The organism is Streptomyces sennicomposti (genome assembly GCF_019890635.1).
Taxonomy (GTDB): domain Bacteria; phylum Actinomycetota; class Actinomycetes; order Streptomycetales; family Streptomycetaceae; genus Streptomyces; species Streptomyces sennicomposti.
The window spans coordinates 36,362-55,043 of sequence record NZ_JAIOAB010000042.1 but is presented as its reverse complement, the minus strand read 5'-3'; the positions used below and the strand labels follow the sequence as shown (position 1 = coordinate 55,043).

Annotated in this window: 15 protein-coding genes; 10 read left to right on the top strand and 5 right to left on the bottom strand. The window is 73.8% G+C overall.

The genetic code is table 11. The features are described 5' to 3' along the window. Window positions 1-126: 126 nt before the first annotated feature. Entirely contained in the window at window positions 127-993 is an 867-nt protein-coding gene (gene panB / locus K7787_RS21990) for a 3-methyl-2-oxobutanoate hydroxymethyltransferase (RefSeq protein ID WP_009188271.1), read from the bottom strand. Window positions 994-1,251: 258 nt separating this feature from the next. Between panB and K7787_RS21985 the strand changes: the two genes are divergently transcribed. From K7787_RS21985 to K7787_RS21960, 6 genes are all read left to right on the top strand, one after another. After that, window positions 1,252-2,856, top strand: coding sequence for an MFS transporter (locus K7787_RS21985; RefSeq protein ID WP_009188272.1), 1,605 nt, complete (start codon window positions 1,252-1,254; stop codon window positions 2,854-2,856). Between the two features lie 175 nt (window positions 2,857-3,031). Continuing rightward, a complete protein-coding gene (locus K7787_RS21980) occupies window positions 3,032-3,664 on the top strand; it encodes a TetR/AcrR family transcriptional regulator (RefSeq protein ID WP_009188273.1) in 633 nt (210 codons plus the stop codon). Window positions 3,665-3,839: 175 nt separating this feature from the next. Beyond that, window positions 3,840-4,898: an endonuclease/exonuclease/phosphatase family protein gene (locus K7787_RS21975; RefSeq protein WP_223002654.1), complete on the top strand. Its 1,059-nt coding sequence runs from the start codon at window positions 3,840-3,842 to the stop codon at window positions 4,896-4,898. Window positions 4,899-4,989: 91 nt separating this feature from the next. Then, on the top strand, window positions 4,990-6,213 hold the full coding sequence (locus K7787_RS21970) for an MFS transporter (RefSeq protein ID WP_223002653.1): 1,224 nt from the start codon (window positions 4,990-4,992) through the stop codon (window positions 6,211-6,213). Between the two features lie 710 nt (window positions 6,214-6,923). Beyond that, window positions 6,924-7,946: an ATP-binding cassette domain-containing protein gene (locus tag K7787_RS21965; protein WP_164388756.1), complete on the top strand. Its 1,023-nt coding sequence runs from the start codon at window positions 6,924-6,926 to the stop codon at window positions 7,944-7,946. Further along, window positions 7,943-8,770, top strand: coding sequence for an ABC transporter permease (locus K7787_RS21960; protein WP_223002652.1), 828 nt, complete (start codon window positions 7,943-7,945; stop codon window positions 8,768-8,770). The genes K7787_RS21965 and K7787_RS21960 overlap by 4 nt, the downstream gene beginning before the upstream one ends. Before the next feature lie 31 nt (window positions 8,771-8,801). Here K7787_RS21960 and K7787_RS21955 read toward each other — a convergent pair whose 3' ends face one another. Continuing rightward, complete coding sequence (locus tag K7787_RS21955; protein WP_223002651.1) at window positions 8,802-12,983, bottom strand: AfsR/SARP family transcriptional regulator; 4,182 nt, start codon at window positions 12,981-12,983, stop codon at window positions 8,802-8,804. 328 nt (window positions 12,984-13,311) lie between these two features. On the opposite strand from K7787_RS21955, the gene K7787_RS21950 reads away from it, so the two are divergent. Beyond that, the gene (locus K7787_RS21950; protein WP_223002650.1) at window positions 13,312-14,112 is read left to right on the top strand and encodes a site-2 protease family protein; all 801 of its coding nucleotides are present in this window, start codon (window positions 13,312-13,314) and stop codon (window positions 14,110-14,112) included. Between the two features lie 13 nt (window positions 14,113-14,125). Here the strand turns inward: K7787_RS21950 and K7787_RS21945 are convergent, their stop codons facing one another. Next, window positions 14,126-14,314 (bottom strand): hypothetical protein, encoded by a 189-nt coding sequence (locus K7787_RS21945; protein ID WP_019982076.1) that lies wholly within the window; start codon window positions 14,312-14,314, stop codon window positions 14,126-14,128. A 255-nt stretch (window positions 14,315-14,569) separates the two neighbouring features. After that, window positions 14,570-15,274 (bottom strand): NADPH-dependent F420 reductase, encoded by a 705-nt coding sequence (gene npdG / locus K7787_RS21940; protein ID WP_169438222.1) that lies wholly within the window; start codon window positions 15,272-15,274, stop codon window positions 14,570-14,572. 139 nt (window positions 15,275-15,413) lie between these two features. Here npdG and K7787_RS21935 point away from each other — a divergent pair, with 139 nt between their 5' ends. After that, window positions 15,414-16,013 carry a hypothetical protein gene (locus K7787_RS21935; protein WP_027758085.1) on the top strand — a complete coding sequence of 200 codons (600 nt, stop codon included), beginning with the start codon at window positions 15,414-15,416 and terminating at the stop codon, window positions 16,011-16,013. Between the two features lie 666 nt (window positions 16,014-16,679). On the opposite strand, the gene K7787_RS21930 is transcribed toward K7787_RS21935, so the two are convergent. Further along, a complete protein-coding gene (locus K7787_RS21930) occupies window positions 16,680-16,910 on the bottom strand; it encodes a hypothetical protein (protein ID WP_164390166.1) in 231 nt (76 codons plus the stop codon). A gap of 58 nt (window positions 16,911-16,968) precedes the next feature. On the opposite strand from K7787_RS21930, the gene map reads away from it, so the two are divergent. Together map and K7787_RS21920 are read left to right on the top strand one after the other, a co-directional pair. Further along, window positions 16,969-17,826 carry a type I methionyl aminopeptidase gene (gene map / locus K7787_RS21925; RefSeq protein WP_223002649.1) on the top strand — a complete coding sequence of 286 codons (858 nt, stop codon included), beginning with the start codon at window positions 16,969-16,971 and terminating at the stop codon, window positions 17,824-17,826. A gap of 166 nt (window positions 17,827-17,992) precedes the next feature. Further along, the gene (locus K7787_RS21920; protein WP_019982082.1) at window positions 17,993-18,643 is read left to right on the top strand and encodes a biliverdin-producing heme oxygenase; all 651 of its coding nucleotides are present in this window, start codon (window positions 17,993-17,995) and stop codon (window positions 18,641-18,643) included. Window positions 18,644-18,682 lie beyond the last annotated feature (39 nt).

The following is an 18,682-nucleotide window of genomic DNA, read 5'->3' as shown; positions in this document are numbered from 1 at the left end:
CGCCGACGGGGGAAGATCGGCGGGGCTGTTCCCGGTGGTGCCGTGGTGGTCCGGTGGGCGCGGTGGGGCGGGGCGGCGGGCCGGTGGCCCGGCCGCCCGGTGGTGCGGCGCCCTGGGGGTTCCGCCCTAGTGGACGGAGTGCTCCTCCTGCGGGAAGGCGCCGCCGACGACGTCCTCGGCGAAGGACCTGGCCGCGTCGCCCATGATCTGGCGCAGGTCGGCGTACTGCTTGACGAACTTCGGGACGCGGCCGCCGGTGAGGCCGAGCATGTCGGTCCAGACCAGGACCTGCGCGTCGGTCTCCGGGCCGGCGCCGATGCCGACGGTCGGGATGTGCAGGACCCGCGTCACCTCGGCGGCCAGCTCGGCCGGGACCAGTTCGAGGACGACCGCGAACGCGCCCGCGTCCTGCACCGACTTGGCGTCGCGCAGCAGCTGCTGGGCGGCCTCCTCGCCGCGGCCCTGGACGCGGTAGCCCATGGCGTTGACGGACTGCGGGGTCAGGCCGATGTGCGCCATGACCGGGATGCCGGACTCCACCAGGAGCCGGATCTGCTCGTGCGAGCGCTCGCCGCCCTCCAGCTTGACCGCGCCGGCGCCCGCCTCCTTGACCAGCCGGGTGGCCGAGCGCAGCGCCTGCACCGGGCCCTCCTGGTAGGAGCCGAAGGGGAGGTCGGCGACGATCAGGGACCGCCTGGTGCCGCGGACGACGGCGGCGGACAGCATGGTCATCTCATCGAGGGTGACGGGCACGGTGGTGTCGTACCCGAGGTGACAGTTGCCGGCGGAGTCGCCGACCAGGATCACCGGGATGCCGGCCTCGTCGAAGACGGAGGCGGTCATCGCGTCGTAGGCGGTGAGCATGGGCCACTTCTCGCCGCGTTCCTTGGCGAGGGTGATGTCGCGGACGGTGATGCGGCGGGTGCCCTTGCCCCCGTACAGCGCCTTGCTGCCGTCGGAGGGCTGGGTGCGGGCAGCCGAAAGCTGCGTCATTGCAACGGCTCCTTCAGTCATCTCGAGGCGCCCTGACGGCGTCCCCGGACTCCCCTCCATGGTGGCACTTCGGGCCGGAGGGGGCCAGAGGGGGTCTGTGTGCGCCGTGTCTCGGGGGCGGGGTGCGTATCGGGGATGCCGGGCCGGGCGGGCGTAACTCGGAAGGCCCCCTTCCGGTACAGCACGGCGCGTAAGTTCTCAGTAAAATACTTCCGATACGAGACGGTCTCGTATCGGAAAGCGCCTAGGCTCGGGACCATGACTACTCCTGCCGACCACGCCGGGTCCGGCCCCCGGATACCGGAGGCGGTGCACCGGCGCCGCTGGGCGATCCTCGGCGTCCTGATGCTGAGCCTGCTGATCGTGGTGCTCGACAACTCGATCCTGAACGTCGCCATCAAGACGATCTCCACCCCCGCCCCGACGGGGCTGGGCGCGACCCAGAGCGAGCTGGAGTGGGCGATCAACGCCTACACGCTCGTCTTCGCGGGTCTGCTGTTCACCGCCGGCCTGGTCGGCGACCGGGTGGGCCGCAAGAAGGTCCTGCTCGGCGGTCTCGTCGTGTTCGGCATCGGCTCCGCGCTGGCCGCCGAGTCAGGCTCGCCCGGCCAGCTGATCGCCTTCCGCGCGCTGATGGCGCTCGGCGCCGCGTTCGTCATGCCGGCCACGCTCGCCGTGCTGATGAACGTCTTCGAGCGCGAGGAGCAGCCCAAGGCCATCGGCATCTGGGCGGGCGGCGTGGGCCTGGCCATCGCCATCGGCCCGATCACCGGCGGTCTGCTGCTGGACCACTTCTGGTGGGGCTCGGTCTTCCTCATCAACGTGCCGATCGTGATCCTCGCGCTCGGGCTGATGGTGTGGCTGGTGCCCGACTCCCGCGACCCGCGCCCGGGCCGACTCGACCCGGTCGGCGTCGTCCTGTCCGTGGTCGGCCTGGTCCTGCTGGTCTACGGCATCATCAAGGGCGGCGAGCTGGCCGACTTCACCGACCCGAAGGTGCTCGCGACGATCATCGCCGGCGTGGTGGTCCTCGCGGCGTTCATCCTGTTCGAGAAGCGCAGCGACCACCCGTCGCTGGACGTGACGTACTTCAAGAACAAGGTGTTCTCGGCCGCCATGGCCGCCATCGCGCTGGTCTTCTTCGCGCTGATGGGCGTGACGTTCTTCTCGGTCTTCTACACCCAGAGCGTGCGCGGCTACTCCCCGCTGCAGTCCGGTCTGCTGATGATCCCGCTGGCCGCCGCGCAGATGATCTTCGCGCCGCGGGCCCGGCTGGTCGTCGACCGGTTCGGCTACCGGGCGACCACCACGGCCGGTCTGGCGCTGCTGGCCGGCATGCTCGGCGCCTTCGCCGCCTTCGACGCGGACACGCCCATCTGGCTGCTGGAGGTCGTGTTCTTCCTGATGGGCGCGGGCATGGCGCACATCATGACGCCGACCAGCGTGGTCATCATGCAGGCCCTGCCGCGCGAGAAGGCCGGTTCGGCGTCCGCGCTGAGCAACACCTTCCGGCAGGTCGGCGGCGCCCTCGGCATCGCCGTCCTCGGCTCGGTGCTCTCCACGGCGTACCGGAACAGCATCGAGGGCAAGCTCGGGATGCTCCCGGCCAATCTGCGCGACACCGCCGGCGAGTCGATCGAGGCCACCCTCGGCGTCGCCGCGAAGCTCGGCCCGCGCGGCCAGGCCCTGGTGGACCCGGCCAACGACGCCTTCCTGCACGCCATGCACGTCACCGCGCTGTGCGGCACCGTGGTCGCGCTGCTCGGCGCGGTCGTGACGGCCGTGTTCCTGCCCGGCAGGCCGCAGCAGCCGCCTCGGCAGGGCGGCGAGGAGGAGCAGGAGCTGGTGGCGGCCATGGACTAGCCGCGCGGGAGCACGGGCGGGAGTACGGGGACGCGGGAGGTCGTCGAGGAGGGGGAAGCACGGGGGGCGCGGCAGTCGACGGGGGCGGCAGGCCGGCGGTGGGGGAACCATCGCCGGTCGCCGGTCACGGTCACCGGGTAGGAGAATTGCCCGGTACGACGAAAGGACGTCTCAAGTGAGTCTCGCCGACAGCCCGGCCTCACCCGCCGCGGAGGCCCCCGCGCGGGGACGCCCCCGCAGCGAGGCGGTGGAACGCGCCATCGTGGAGGGCGTGATGAAGCTGCTGGAGGAGGGCGTGCCGCTGGCCGAACTCTCCATCGAGCGCATCGCCCGGACCGCCGGCGTCGGCAAGGCCACCATCTACCGCCGCTGGAGCGGCAAGGAGGAGCTGTTCGTCGACGTGGTGCGCGCGGCCGAGCCGCCCGATCCGGAACTGCCCGGCACGAGCGTGCGCGACGATCTGGTGGTCCTGCTGGAGCAGTTGCGCATCCGCGGGCTGGCCAGCCGCTCCTCGGCGATCCTGCACAACGTCTACGCGCAGATGAAGAGCAGCCCGAAGATCTGGTGCGCCTACCACCAGACCGTGGTGGAACCGCGGCGCAGGCTCCAGATCGAGGTCCTGCGCCGGGGGCAGCTGCGCGGTGAGCTGCGCACGGATCTCGACGTCGAGCTGCTGAACGACATCTTCGTCGGCCCCATGCTGGTGCGCAGTGTGATGCGCCCGGAGGCCGATCTGCCCGAGGACCTGCCCGAGCAGATCGTGGACGCGCTGCTCGAAGGTCTACGGCCCGTCAGTTCCCCGTCATAATGTGCACGTTTCGTCACAGACCATGATCACCGAGCGGTAACCGGAACCTCTCGCGCCGACTTGTTCGTCATCGTGCCCGTACGGCCGTCACCGGACGGCGGAACGGAGCCGATCATCCCCTAGGGTCGTAACCCACGGGGTGAACGGTGTGCACGGCAGGCAGTGAGGCGACGGTATGGCGCAGCAGGCGTACATGACGGAGACGGACGACGGCGGCTCGGGGCCCGAGCGCCGGAGAAACCGGCTCCGGCGCCTGGTGCATCGCCTCCTCGGCGCCTGGCGCGGCGACCGGCGGATCTGGCTGCGGGGCATCGTGCTGGCCGTGGTCGCGGTGGCGCTGGCCCTGGTGATGCTGCTGCACTCGCACATCCCCAACCGGATCGGCAACCTCGGCAGTCTCACCGAGACGTTCCTGCCGTGGCTGGGCCTCGCGATCCCGGTGCTGCTGGTGCTGGCGCTGGTGCGCAGGTCGGCGACGGCGCTGCTCGCGGTGGTGCTGCCGGCGGCCGTCTGGCTGAACCTCTTCGGCGGGCTGCTGTTCGACAAGTCGGCCGGCGGCGGCGATCTGATGGTGGCCACGCACAACGTCAACGCCGACAACCCGGACCCGTCCGGCACCGCCCGCGAGGTGGCCGCCTCGGGCGCGGACGTGCTGGCGCTGGAGGAGCTGAAGGCGTCGGCGGTGCCGGTGTACGAGAAGGCGCTGGCGCCGACGTACCGGTACCACGCGGTGCAGGGCACGGTGGGGCTGTGGAGCAAGTATCCGCTCAGCTCGGTGAAGCCGGTGAACATCCGGCTGGGCTGGACGCGGGCGATGCGGGCCACGGTGGCGACGCCCGAGGGCGCGGTCGCGGTGTACGTGGCGCACATGCCGTCGGTGCGGGTGAAGATGAACGCCGGGTTCACGGCCTCGCAGCGCGACCAGAGCGCGGACGCGCTGGGTGAGGCGATCGCCGACGAGGCGCTGCCGCGGGTGGTGCTGCTGGGCGATCTGAACGGCACGATGAACGACCGCTCGCTCAACGCGGTGACCGCGCAGATGCGTTCGACGCAGGGTGCGGTGGGCAACGGCTTCGGGTTCAGCTGGCCGGCGTCGTTCCCGATGGCGCGGATCGACCAGATCATGGTCAGGGGGGTCGAGCCGGAGAGCTCGTGGACGCTGCCGCGCACGGACAGCGACCATCTGCCGGTGGCGGCGCGTGTGAAGGTCACCACATCGGTCACCGGCTCGTAACCCGCTGGAATACGGGACCTGAGAGACTTTGTTCCGCAGCTGAACTTACCGTCCTCACCGCTGCCCGGAACCCACCTCGAAAGGCCCCTTCATGCCCCTGGCCCTGCTCGCCCTCGCCGTGGGCGCCTTCGGCATCGGCACGACCGAGTTCGTGATGATGGGGCTGCTGCCCGATGTCGCGGACGACCTCGGCATCTCGATCCCCACCGCCGGGCACCTGGTCTCGGCGTACGCGCTCGGCGTCGTCATCGGCGCGCCGCTGCTGGCCGCGCTCACCTCGAAGCTGTCCCGGCGGCACGTGCTGATCGGCCTGATGGTCCTGTTCGTCGTCGGCAACGCGCTGTCCGCCCTCGCGCCCGGCCACGGCTGGCTGCTGGCCGCCCGCTTCCTGAGCGGCCTGCCGCACGGGGCGTTCTTCGGCGTGGGCGCGGTGGTGGCGACCGGTCTGGTGCCGCCGGAGCGCAAGGCGCGGTCGGTGTCGCTGATGTTCCTCGGGCTCACCGTCGCGAACATCGCGGGGGTGCCGGCCGCGACGCTGATGGGCCAGCACCTGGGCTGGCGGGCGACGTTCCTCGGCGTCGCCGCGATCGGCATCGCGGCGATCGCCGCGCTGGCGCTGCTCGTCCCGGCCGACCGCGCGACCGCGGTGCCGTCCGCCGGGCTGCGCGGCGAACTGGCCGCGCTGCGGCCCCTGCCCGTCTGGCTGGCGCTGCTGACGACGGTGGCGGGCTTCGGGGCGCTGTTCGCGGCCTACAGCTACATCACGCCGATGCTGACGGAGGCGGCGGGCTACGCCGAGGGCAGTGTGACGGTGCTGCTGGCGCTGTTCGGGGTGGGCGCCACCGCCGGGAACCTGCTCGGCGGACGCCTCGCGGACCACTCGCTGCGGGGCACGCTGTTCGGCGGGCTGGGGGCGCTGGCGGTGGTGCTGGCGCTGTTCCCGGTGCTGATGCGGGACGAGTGGGGGGCCGCGGTCGCGGTGGCGCTGCTCGGGACGGCGGCGTTCGTGACCGGGTCGCCGCTGCAGCTGATGGTGATGGAGAAGGCCGCGGCGGCGCCGTCCCTGGCGTCCTCCGCGAACCAGGCGGCGTTCAACCTGGCCAACGCGGGGGGCGCGTGGATCGGCGGCCTGTCCCTGGCCGCCGGGTTCGGCGCGACGTCGCCCGCGGTGGCCGGGGCGGCGCTGGCCGTCCTCGGGCTGGGCGTCGCGGGGGCGGCGTACGCGGTGGACCGGCGCGAGGTGGCCGCGCCGACCGGGCGCGTGGTGGTGAGTCACCTGCCGGAGGAGACAGGGGTGCCGGGGCTGGTGGACTGAGGGGCGGCCGGTGGCCGTTGGCCGTCCGCGTTCCGGCGGACCGGGGCCACTGAGCGCAGGCCGCTCAGGACCGGACCGCTGGCGCAGGCCGCTCAGCGCAGTACGGCCGCCGACAGGTCGGACCCCAGCGCCGTCAGGTCGGGCAGATTGAGGGTGTGGCGGACATAACGCCCCTGCCGCCGGGCCACGGCTGCACGCCTCCCCCCTGTGGTCGGCGGTGATCTCCGTGGCCGACACCGTGCTGGTGGTCACCCTGCAAGTGCCGGTCACCGTCCTGCTGTCGCGCCTCTCCCGGCGAGGCCGCTCTCTGGGGCGCCCTCGCCGCCACGACGCTCCTCGCCGCAGTCGCCGTAGCCGCGGAGCGGCACGCGCACCCCACAGGGCGGAGCAAGGAACGAGCCGCGGACGCGGGACGGCGGGAGCGGGGGGTGGGGGTGCGGTGCGGGCCGCCGCGTACTGGGGTCCCTCCTCCGTTCCCCCTTCCCCCTCCGGGCCGTATGTCCGCGGGCGGCGGCCCGACCGCACCCCCACCCCCCGGACCCACGAACCCCCGTAGGCGCACCACCCAGCCACCGAGCAGCCGAACCACCGACCGGCCAAGCCGCCACCGAGCCACCGAGCCGCCCCCTGTCGGCGAGATGTCGGTGCCGCCCCCCGTTTGTCGGTACCGTGTCGGACGTTTGTCGGTGGGAGGTGGAAGTCTCTTCGGCATGACGCGAAACGACGACATCCCCACCGGCGGACGCGCCGCCGTGACCGTACGGGGGCTGGTCAAGCACTACGGCGAGACCAAGGCGCTGGACGGCGTCGACCTGGACGTGCGCGAGGGCACCGTGATGGGTGTCCTCGGCCCGAACGGCGCCGGCAAGACCACCCTCGTACGCATCCTGTCCACCCTGATCACCCCCGACGCCGGCCGGGCGACGGTCGCCGGTTACGACGTGGTCCGCCAGCCCCGCCAGCTGCGCCGGGTCATCGGCCTCACCGGCCAGTACGCCTCGGTCGACGAGAAGCTCCCCGGCTGGGAGAACCTCTACATGATCGGCCGCCTGCTCGACCTGCCCCGCAAGCAGGCCCGCGCCCGCGCCGACGAACTCCTGGAGCGCTTCTCCCTCACCGAGGCCGCCCGCCGCCCGGCGAGCACGTACTCCGGCGGTATGCGCCGCCGCCTCGACCTCGCCGCCTCCATGATCGGCCACCCCGCCGTCCTCTACCTGGACGAGCCCACCACCGGCCTCGACCCCCGCACCCGCAACGAGGTGTGGGACGAGGTCAAGACGATGGTCGGCGAGGGCGTCACCGTCCTGCTCACCACCCAGTACATGGAGGAGGCCGAACAGCTCGCCTCCGAGCTGACGGTGGTGGACCGCGGCAAGGTCATCGCGAACGGCGGCATCGAGGAGCTGAAGGCGAAGGTCGGCGGCCGCACCCTGCGGGTACGCCCGGCCGACCCGCTGGAGCTGCGCCCGCTCGCCGCGATGCTGGACGAACTCGGCATCACCGGCCTCGCGACCACCACGATCGACGCCGAGCGAGGCTCGCTGCTGGTGCCGATCCTCAACGACGAGCAACTGACCGCGGTGGTCGGCGCGGTCACCGCGCGCGGCATCACGATCTCGTCCATCACCACCGAACTGCCCAGCCTGGACGAGGTCTTCCTGTCCCTCACCGGCCACCGCGCCGGTGCCCCGCAGGACGCCCGGTCCGCCGCCCCCGAGGAGGTCGCCGTATGAGCGCCGTCACCGCACCCGCCGCCGCCCCCGACGTGCAGGCGGACGCCCGGATCACGCTGCGCGGCCATCTGCGGCACACCGGCGCGCTGGTCCGCCGCAACCTGCTGTGGATCCGCCAGGACCCGGAGTCGATGTTCGACGCGCTGCTGATGCCGATCGTCTTCACCCTGCTGTTCGTGTACGTCTTCGGCGGCTCCATCGGCATGGCGCTCGGCGGCGGCCAGGAACGCTATGTGCAGTACGTGATCCCGGGCATGCTGGCGATGATGAGCATGACCCTGTCGCAGGGCGTGGGCACCGGCTTCAGCCAGGACTTCAACAGCGGTGTCATGGACCGCTTCCGCTCGCTGCCGATCGGCCGCGGCTCGGTGCTGTTCGCGAAGATCGCGGTCGAGCTGGCGCGGATGCTGTTCTCCACGGTCATCCTGATGATCGTCGCCGTGCTGGTCGGCTTCCACATCACCCACTGGCTGGGCCTCATCGCGACCGTGGGCCTGTCCGCGCTGTTCGCCTCGTCCATCATGTGGATCTTCCTGACGCTCGGCGTGGTGCTGAAGAACGCCCAGTCGGTGCAGGCGATGGGCTTCCTGGTGCTGTTCCCGCTCCAGTTCGGTTCGTCGATCTTCGCGCCGACCAACTCGATGCCGGGCTGGCTGCAGCACTTCACCGACTACAACCCGCTCTCGACGCTGGCCGACTCGGCCCGCGGCCTGATGACGGGCGGCGCGGTGGGCCACAGTGTGTGGGTGACCGTGGCCTGGTCGGTGGCGATCACGGTGGTCATGGCGCCGGTGGCGATCCACAAGTTCCGCACCAAGAGCTGACCCGGCCGTGCGGCCGGGCCGGTCCGCGACGTCACTGTCCGACCAGGGCGGCGGCCTCCTCCGGGGAGAGGCCGCCGCCCTCGGCGTGCGCCTCCTGGAAGGCCGCCTCGGTCAGCCGGGACAAGGCGCGTATGCGCACCTGCTCGTGGGTGTGGCGTTCCACCAGGGTGCTCACATGGCCCTCCGGCAGCAGGGCGTCGGCGGCGCCGAGGCAGCGGACGGCGTCCCGCACACGGCTGCCGCCGTCCACTCCGGCTAGGGCCAGCGCGCCGACGGCGAGGTAGGAGGCGTGCATCTGGGGGGCGACGGCCCGGGAGATCGGGTCGTCGGCCCGGTCCAGCGCCCGGCGGATCTTGTCCAGGGCCTCCTCGTCGCGGCCCTCCAGGGCGGCCAGGCGCGCCTCCGCGCCGAGGATGAAGGCCTCGAAGACCACGAAGTGGGAGAGGACGAACTCCTCCCGCAGGATCCGCAGTTGCTCGCGGGCCTCGGCCACCCGGCCGGTCGCGCCGAGCCAGCCGACCAGGGCGAGCCGGGCGAACGGCTGGGCCTCGTTGGTGGAGCCGGCCTCGTTGTCGGTCACCTCGCGCAGCAGCGCCTCGCCGCGCTCCTGTTCGCCCCCCTCCAGCAGCGCGCCGCCGAGCCGGGCGCGCAACACGCTGACCTGGGCGTGGGCGCCGAGGCGCTCGGCGTGCTCGACCGCCGCCGAGTAGTCGGCGGCGGCCTGCTCGTAGCGGCCGGCGCGCTCGTGGGCCTCGCCGCGCGCGGAGAGCGCCTCGGCGAGACCCCAGTCGTCGCCGAGACGGCGGAAGATCTCCAGCGCCTCGTCGGCGTCGTGGGTGGCGTCGCCCACCCAGTCGGCGCGGTTGGCCAGCAGATTGGCGCGCAGTTGCAGCGCGTTGCCGAGGTCCCACTCGAAGCCGGGGGCGCTGCGGCAGGTGGCCACGGTGGCGTCGACGATCTGCCGGATCCGCTCCGCGTCACCGGTCATGATCACGGCGAAGAACCACAGCATGCCGGTCCCCCGGCAGGTCTGCGGCAGCCCGGGCTCGTAGGTCTCGGCGATGACCTGGAGCTTGCGCCGGGCGGCCGGGGTCTGCCAGGCCTCCATCTCGGTCTCCATACAGGCGAGATGGGCCAGGTGCAGACCCCGCCGGGCCTCGGCGAGGACCTCGCCGGTCATCGGCGGCGGGTTGTCGGTGCACCGCTGCCACACCGGGGCGGCCGGGCGCACCGGCTCGGTGAACGGGTCGGGGACGAACGCCATGACCTCGCGGCACCAGTTGCGCGCCTCGACGCGCAGCTCGCGCATCTGCCAGTAGTAGACGAGCGAGAGGACCAGGCACAGGCACTCCTGCTCGTCGCGGGCCGCGACGGCGTGCCGCAGGGCGGTGCGCAGGTTCTCGTACTCCCGCTCGAACCGGGCGATGGCGGCGCGCTGTCCGGGACCGCGCAGCAACGGGTCGGTGGTGCGGGCGAGTTCGCGGTAGTACGTCAGATGGGCGCGCTCGGCCGGGGTACGGCCGCCGGTCTCGTCCAGGCGTTCGGCGGCGTACTCGGCGACGGTCTCCAGGAGCCGGTAGCGCATGCCGCCGTCGCCGTCGGGGGCGGCCACCACCAGGGACTTGTCGACCAGGGAGCCGAGGGCGTCGAAGGCGGCGGGCCCGCACACGGCCTCGGCGGCGGCGAGGTCGCAGCCGCCGGCGAACACGGAGAGCCGGCTCAGCACCTCCCGCTCGGGCTCGTCCAGCAGGTCCCAGGACCAGTCGACCACGGCGCGCAGGGTCTGCTGCCGGGGCAGGACGGTACGGCTGCCGGAGGTGAGGAGGCGGAAGCGGTCGTCCAGCCGTTCGGCGATCTGCCGCGGGGTGAGCATCCGCAGCCGGGCGGCGGCGAGTTCGATGGCCAGTGGGAGGCCGTCCAGGCGGCGGCAGATCTCCGCCGAGGCGGCCGCGGTGTCCTCGTCCGCGTCGGTCCGGAAGCCGGGCCGTACGGCCGCGCCCCGGTCGGCGAACAGGCGCAGCGCCACCGGCTCGGGCAGCGGCTCCACCGGCCGCAGCAACTCACCCGGCACGCCGAGGGGTTCGCGGCTGGTGGCGAGGACGGTGAGCTGGGGGCAGCGGGCGAGGAGTTCCGCGGCGAGGCGGGCGGCGGCGTCCACGACGTGCTCGCAGTTGTCGAGCAGGAGCAGCATGCGGCGGCGGGCGCAGTGTTCCACGAGGCGGTCGACGGGGTCGTCGTGCCGGTCGGCGACGGCCACCCGGATCTCCTCGGCGCCGGCGCCGTAGAGGACGGTCTCACGGGCGCCGACGGCGGTCAGCACGGCCTCGGGCACGGCGTCCGGGTCGTCCACGGGGGCCAGCTCGGCGAGCCAGACGCCGTCCGGCTGCGCCGCGCGCACGGCTTCGGCGGCCTCCTGGGACAGCCGGGTCTTGCCGGCCCCGCCGGGTCCGAGGAGCGTGACCAGCCGGTTGGCCCCGAGATCGGCCCGGATCGTCGCGAGATCGGCCTCGCGCCCGACGAAGGAGGTGAGGCGGGCGCGGAGGTTGCTCGGCGGCTCGGCGAAGCCGCCCCGGGGCGGGACGGCGTCCGCGGCGGCGGGCGGGGTGACGCCGGAGCCCGCCGCGCCGGGCCGCGGGACGGCGCCCTGCCCGACGCCGGGCCGCGAGTCCGGGAGACGGGCGTCGTCACCCGGGACACGGGGGTCGCCTGGGACGCGGGGGTCGCCCGAGCCCTGGGGGTCGCCCGAGGCATGGCGACCGCTGGAAGCGTGGGCGTCGCCCCAGACATCCGAGCCACCGCCGGACACGGGACGGTCACTCGGCAGGAGACGGCTCCCCGGCATGGGATCGCCACCCGAGGCGGGACGACCGTCCGGGCGATGGCCCCCGGCGGGCTCACCGCCTGAGACGGGACGGCGGCCCTCGACGGGGTGGCCATCCGAGGCGGGAGCACCGTCCGGCACCGGACGGCCGCCCTCGACGGGACGGCCACCCGACACCGTTCGGCCACCCCCGGCGGAATGGCCGCCCGCGACGGGATGACCGGCCGGGCGGTCGTCCCCGGCAGGATCGCCACCCGAGGCGGCGTGACCGCCCCCGCCGGAATGACCGTCACCCGAGACACCAGGGCCACCGGAGCCGGGACGGCCGGCCGGGACACCGGAACCACCCGAGCCGGGACGACCACCCGGTACACCCGCACCGCCGGCCGAGGCAGAGTGCCCACCCGGCGCGGAGTACCCACCCGAGCCAGGCTCCCCGCCCGAGGCGCCAGAGCCACCCGAGGCACCGGCACCACCCCGGAAACGCGCGCCCTCGCCCGAGCCACCCGTACCGCCGCCCGAGCCACCAGCACTGGCACCGGCACCCGAGACACCCGCACCGGCACCGGCACCCGAGACACCCGTGCCTCCGCCCGAGAACCCGCCCCCACGCGAGGCGCCCGCGCCTCCACGCGGCGTACCGACACCCCCGCGCGGCGCGCCCGCGCCGTCCAGGAGTTCCGCGTGCAGCGCGCGCAGCTCGCCGCCCGGGTCCGAGCCGAGGCGGTCGGCCAGGAGGCGGCGTACGTCCTCGTAGGCGGCCAGGGCCTGGGCGGTGCGGCCGGCGTCGCGCAGGGCGCGTAGGCGCAGCGCCTGGAGCGGCTCGTCCAGGGGGTGGGTGTCGCACAGGGCGATCAGTTCGGGCAGGGCCTCCTCGGCGCGGCCGAGGGCGAGGGCGGCGGTGAGGCGGGCGCGCCGCGCGTCCAGGTGGCGGGTCTCCCGGCGGGCCGCCTCGGCGGTGCGGTCGGGCAGGTCGGACAGGGCCGGGTCGCGCCACAGGGCGAGGGCGTCGTCCAGGACGGCGGCGGCCTTCTCGGCGTCGCCGTCGGCGAGCGCGGCGAGGCCTTCCCCGGTCAGCCGCTCGAAGCGGTGCAGGTCGATGTCGTCGGCGGCGGCGGTGAGCCGGTAGCCGCCCTCCTCGGAGGCGACCGCGTCGGCGCCGAGCGCCCGGCGCAGCCGGCCGACCAGGGCCTGCAGCGCGCCGGTGGCGTCGGCGGGCGGCTCCGCGCCCCAGACCTCGTCCACCAAGACGCGCACCGGGACCGTACGGCCGGGGCGCAGGGCGAGCACGGTCAGCAGGGCGCGCAGACGCGCCCCGCCGACCGGGACGGCGGTGCCGTCGGGGCGGACTGCCTGGGTGGTGCCGAGGATGCGGTAGCGCACGGGGTCCATTGTCTCCGGTGGTCTCACAGGCGGTCACGGGGTTCGGGCGGCGGGGCGCGGCGCCCGGCGGCCCCGAGGGGACCGACGGCTCCGCGAGGGCCGGCAGTTCCCCGGGGGCCGACGGCCGCACGGGGACCGGCGGCTCGGCTCCGAGGGGCCGGCGGCTCCGCGGCGGCCGGTGGCCCCTCGGGGCCGGGAGGCCGTCCCGGGGCGGTCGGCGCGGGGCGCGCAGGCCATACTCCCCTGGAGCCCCCCACAGCGCGCGAGACGTTTTTCCCCGTACCCGGTACGGTCGGCCTCGTTCGTACGGACGTCCACCAGCACAGGAGCCCTCTCGATGACCACCGCCACCACCCGCCCGAGCGACCGGAGGATCAGTCCGGTCTTCGTGGGGATCCTGGCCGTCACCGCCGTCACGGGCTGGGCCACCTGGACCGGGTTCGCCGAGCAGCCGGGCGTGGCGGTGTTCCTGTTCGTGACGGCGGCCTGGGTGGTCTCGCTGTGCCTGCACGAGTACGCGCACGCCCGGACCGCGCTGCACGGCGGGGACATCACGGTCGGCGCGAAGGGCTACCTCACGCTGAACCCGCTCAAGTACACGCACGCCCTGCTGAGCATCGTCCTGCCGGTGGTGTTCGTGATCATGGGCGGGATCGGTCTGCCCGGCGGTGCGGTGTTCATCGAGCGGGGCCGGATCAAGGGCCGCTGGCGGCACAGTCTGATCTCGGCGGCCGGCCCGCTGACGAACGTGCTGTTCGCCGTCGTGTGCACGGCGCCGTTCTGGCTGGACGCGCTGGACGGGGTGCCCGCCGACTTCCGGTTCGCGCTGGCCTTCCTGGCGCTGCTCCAAATCACGGCGGCGATCCTGAACTTCCTGCCCGTGCCGGGCCTGGACGGCTACGGGGTGATCGAGCCGTGGCTGTCGTACGGCGTCAAGCGCCAGGTGGAGCCGTTCGCGCCGTTCGGGCTGCTGTTCGTCTTCGCGCTGCTGTGGGTGCCGGCGGTGAACAGCGCGTTCTTCGACGTGATCGACTCGATCCTGCGGGCGCTGGGGATCACGGACCTGGACACGTACTGCGGTCAGGGCCTGTACCGCTTCTGGGAGGGCACGGACGACTTCTGCTCGATCGTGCGGTGACCGGCCGGGCCGGTCATCCGGTGACCGGGCCGTCCTGCCGGGCCGCCCGGCCACGGCGGACGTAGTACCAGGTCATGTTGGACGACAGGCCGGCCAGCAGCACCCACACGATGCCCAGCCAGCTGCCCTGCGCGAACGAGACGACGGCCGCGGCCACGGTGAGGACGCAGACGATCAGGGAGTAGAGGGCGAGGCGGGGCATGGCGGTCGGCTCCTGTCGGGGGCACGGGGACACTGCTCGGTACTGCTGGTCACTGCTCGGTACTGCTCGACGCCCCCGGCCCTGCCGGGAGCGCTCCGCCGACCAGTGTCCCCCATGCGGGCCGCGCTCCCGAGCCCGGCCCGTGCCCGACCGGGGCCGCGCTCCCGTGCCCGACCCGGGCCCGGGCCACTCCCGGGACCGGCCCGCTTCCGTGCCCGGGCGGCTCGCCCGGGCCGCCGCGGCTCGCCCGCGCGGCTATACGTCGGTGACGCGGAGCCCGGCGTGCGCCTTGTAGCGGCGGTTGACGGAGATCAGGTTGGCGACCAGGGACTCGACCTGGTGGGCGTTGCGCAGCCGGCCGGCGAAGACGCCGCGCATGCCGGGGATGCGGCCGGCCAGCGCCTGCACGGTCTCCACGTCGGCGCGTTCCTCGCCGAGGACCATCACGTCGGTGTCGATCCGCTCGATCTCCGGGTCCTGCAGGAGCACGGCCGACAGATGGTGGAAGGCGGCGGTGACCCGCGAGTCGGGCAGCAGGGCGGCGGCCTGCTCGGCGGCGCTGCCCTCCTCGGGCTTGAGGGCGTAGGCGCCCTTCTTGTCGAAGCCGAGCGGGTTGACGCAGTCCACGACGATCTTGCCGGCCAGTTCGGCGCGCAGCGACTCCAGCGTCTTGCCGTGGCCCTCCCAGGGCACGGCGACGATCACGATGTCGCTGCGGCGGGCGGTCTCGGCGTTGTCGGCGCCCTCGACGCCGTGGCCGATCTCGTCGGCGGCGGCCCGGGCGCGCTCCGCGGCCCGGGAGCCGATGATCACCTTCTGGCCGGCCCGGGCGAGGCGGTAGGCGAGGCCCTTGCCCTGCGGGCCGGTCCCGCCGAGCACGCCGACGACGAGCCCGGAGACGTCGGGCAGGTCCCAGGGGTCCTTGGCGGGGGCCTTGTGTGCGCTGTCGCTAGTGGTCATGGGCCGACTCTACGTCCGCGTACGGCCGGCCACCGCTGCGGTGGGCCGCCTCGCGGGGGCCTGGGCAAGGTCCCCAGAGCGGGCGAATCGCGGCCGAACTCCGCATCCGGCCGGCCGTTTTGGGGCACCATGCGGTCGTATGGACGCCGTACGGGTCGCGTTGTTGCGTGAAGTGCTCGCCGGGACCGAGTGGCTGGACGCCACCCGGCGGTTCGCGGGGGCGCTGCGGGGGTCGGTGGTCTCGCACGGGGGCGGGCTGCTGCTGGTGGGCACCCCGGAGTACGAGCCGTGGCACCTCGCGGCGCACCTGGTGGACGAGGCCGCCTGGTCGGGCACCCCGGAGCTGGCCCCGACCCTGGTACGGCACGACGCGCGGCCCTCGGACCCGGCGCATCTGGCGGTCGGGCTCGGCCGGCTGGAGGCGGCCCGGCGGGGCGAGACGCTGCTCGTGGTGGCGCCCGGGGAGCCGGCGCCGCTGCTGGAGCGGGTGTGCGGGGCGCGGCGGGCCGGGGCGACGGTGCTGGCGCTGGGGTCGGGCACGGGCGAGCTGGCGGCGCTGGCGCACGAGTCGCTGGCGGTGCCGGACGGCGCGGAGCTGGATCTGGACACGGTGCAGCATCTGGTGAGCGCGGCGGCCGGGGAGAACCCGCTGCCGGGGCCGCGGCGGGGCGGACGACTGCGGGACCGCCTGTCGCGACTGGCGGAGTCCCTGACGGCACCGCCGCCGTCGGGGTGGTAGGTCCGCCGAGGCGCCACGCCGGGGGTGCTCCCGCCGTCGCCCGGCCCCCGGGCCCGCGGTCCGCGGTCCGCGGTCCGCGACCGCCCTCGCCGGGGCTTCCCCGCCGTCCCGCGCCGCGGCCGCCGGGGGGGTAGGGGAGCGACCAGGGCGCGCCGAGGCACCGCGCCGGGGGTGCTCCGGCCGTCCCCCGGCGTTCCCGTGCCCGCGGTCCGCGCCCGCCTCGCCGGGGTGGGCTTCCCGCCGTCCCGCGCCGCCGGCGTCAGGGTGGTAGGGGAAGCAACCTCGGCGCGCCGAGACGCCGCGCCCGGGGCGCTCCCGCCGTCACCCGGCGCTCCGGGCCTGCGGTCCGCGCCCGCCTCGCCAGGTGGCTTCCCCGCCGTCCGCGCCGCCAGGGCGCGCAGCGGGGCTTGTCCGCGGCGCCGTCTCCCGCCGGGCATGACGCGGTGCGTCTGCCGGGCCTGACGGCGTACGACGCCCGGACGAACGCTCGGACGAACGAGCACGCCCGGCGGCTGCGCGCGGAACGCGCGGTCGCGGTGCGGGAGGCGGCCTGAGCGGTACGGGGTGACGCGGCGGGGCCGCCTCGTCCTCAGGCGGCGGAAGACGGCCGGGGCCGCCCGGCGCGGGAGTCGGGCCCGGCAGCCCGGGGCACGGCGCGCAGGGCGGTCAGTCGTCGTCGGGGCCGCTCGTGGGGGCGTCGTGCCAGCGGGCGTCGTTCTCCCACTGGAGGTTGCGCTCGCGGGCGGTCTCCATCGCGTGCTGGGCCTCCTCGCGGGAGGCGTAGGGGCCGAACCGGTCCTTGGCGGGACACTCGGGTCCCTCCTCGACCTTCTTGTGCTCCAGGCAGTAGAACCACTCGCCCGGCTTGCCGACGGTCCGCTTCTTGAACAGGGCCATGACCAGCTCCTCTCGCCACCGACATGTTCCCCCATCGCCCGTGGATAGACTCGCGGGCATGTCTGGCCAGTCGCTGATCGTTCCCGGGGAGATCTCCCCCACCCGTTCCGTGCCCGGAAACATCCGCCGCCCCGAGTACGTCGGCAAGCCCGCGCCGAAGCCGTACACCGGGCCGGAGGTGCAGACCCCGGAGACCGTCGAGGCGATGCGCGTCGCCGGGCGGATCGCCGCGCGGGCGATGGAGGAGGCGGCCAGGCACATCGCGCCGGGCGTGACCACGGACGAGCTGGACCGGATCGCGCACGAGTACATGTGCGACCACGGCGCCTACCCCTCCACGCTCGGCTACCGCGGCTTCCCGAAGTCGCTGTGCACCTCGGTCAACGAGGTGATCTGCCACGGCATCCCGGACTCGACGGTGCTGCGCGACGGCGACATCGTGAACCTGGACGTGACCGCGTACATCGGCGGGGTGCACGGCGACAACAACGCGACGTACCTGGTCGGCGACGTGGACGAGGAGAGCCGGCTGCTGGTCGAGCGGACCCGCGAGTCGCTGAACCGCGCGATCAAGGCGGTCCGGCCGGGCCGGCAGATCAACATCATCGGCCGGGTCATCGAGTCGTACGCCAAGCGCTTCGGGTACGGCGTGGTGCGCGACTTCACCGGGCACGGCATCAGCACGGCCTTCCACTCCGGGCTGATCGTGCCGCACTACGACAGCCCGCACGCCACCACGGTGATGCGGCCGGGCATGACCTTCACCATCGAGCCGATGCTGACCCTCGGCACCGTCGAGTACGACATCTGGGACGACAACTGGACGGTCGTCACCAAGGACCGCAAGCGCACCGCGCAGTTCGAGCACACGCTCGTGGTCACGGAGACCGGCGCGGAGATCCTCACGCTGCCGTAGGGCCGTGTGCCGCGCGCTTCTCGAAGGCCCGCCTCCCTTCCCGGGGGCGGGCCTTCGTGCGCCGGGGTACCGTTGACCCGGTTTACCGACAGCCGGTCGGTAACTTTTCCGACTGTTCGTCGGAAAGATATTGACTTAGGTTAGCCTTACCTAAGAGGATTCCCTCATGGACTCCTTCTCGACTCTCCTGCGCACCGCCTCCCACGAGCAGCACGTGGAGGCGGAGACCTCGACGTTCATGACGGACCTGCTGGGCGGCCGGCTGGGCGTGGCGGCCTACGCCCGCTACACCGAGCAACTGTGGTTCGTCTACGAGGCGCTGGAGACCGGCGCCGAACGGCTCGCCGCCGATCCGGTGGCCGGCCCCTTCGTGCGGCCCGAGCTGTTCCGGCTGCCGTCGCTGGAGCGCGACCTCGCGCATCTGCGCGGCGCCGGCTGGCGCGCCGGGCTGAGCGCGCTGCCCGCGACCGAGGAGTACGCGGCGCGGGTGCGGGAGTGCCGCGAGGAGTGGCCGGCCGGGTACATCGCCCACCACTACACCCGCTACCTCGGCGACCTGTCCGGCGGCCAGATCATCCGCGACCGCGCCGAACGCGCCTGGGGCTTCGCCAGGAAGGGCGACGGCGTCCGCTTCTACACCTTCGAACAGATCGGCAACCCGGCCGCGTTCAAGCGCGAGTACCGGGAACTGCTGGACTCCGTACGGGCGGACGACCTGGAGAAGCAGCGGATCGTGGCCGAGTGCAAGCGGGCGTTCGCCCTGAACACCGAGGTGTTCAGGGCGCTCGGCGAGGAGTTCCCGCTCACCGCCGCCTGAGCGGGCCCCGCCCGCGCGGACCGGTGCGCGCGCCTCCGT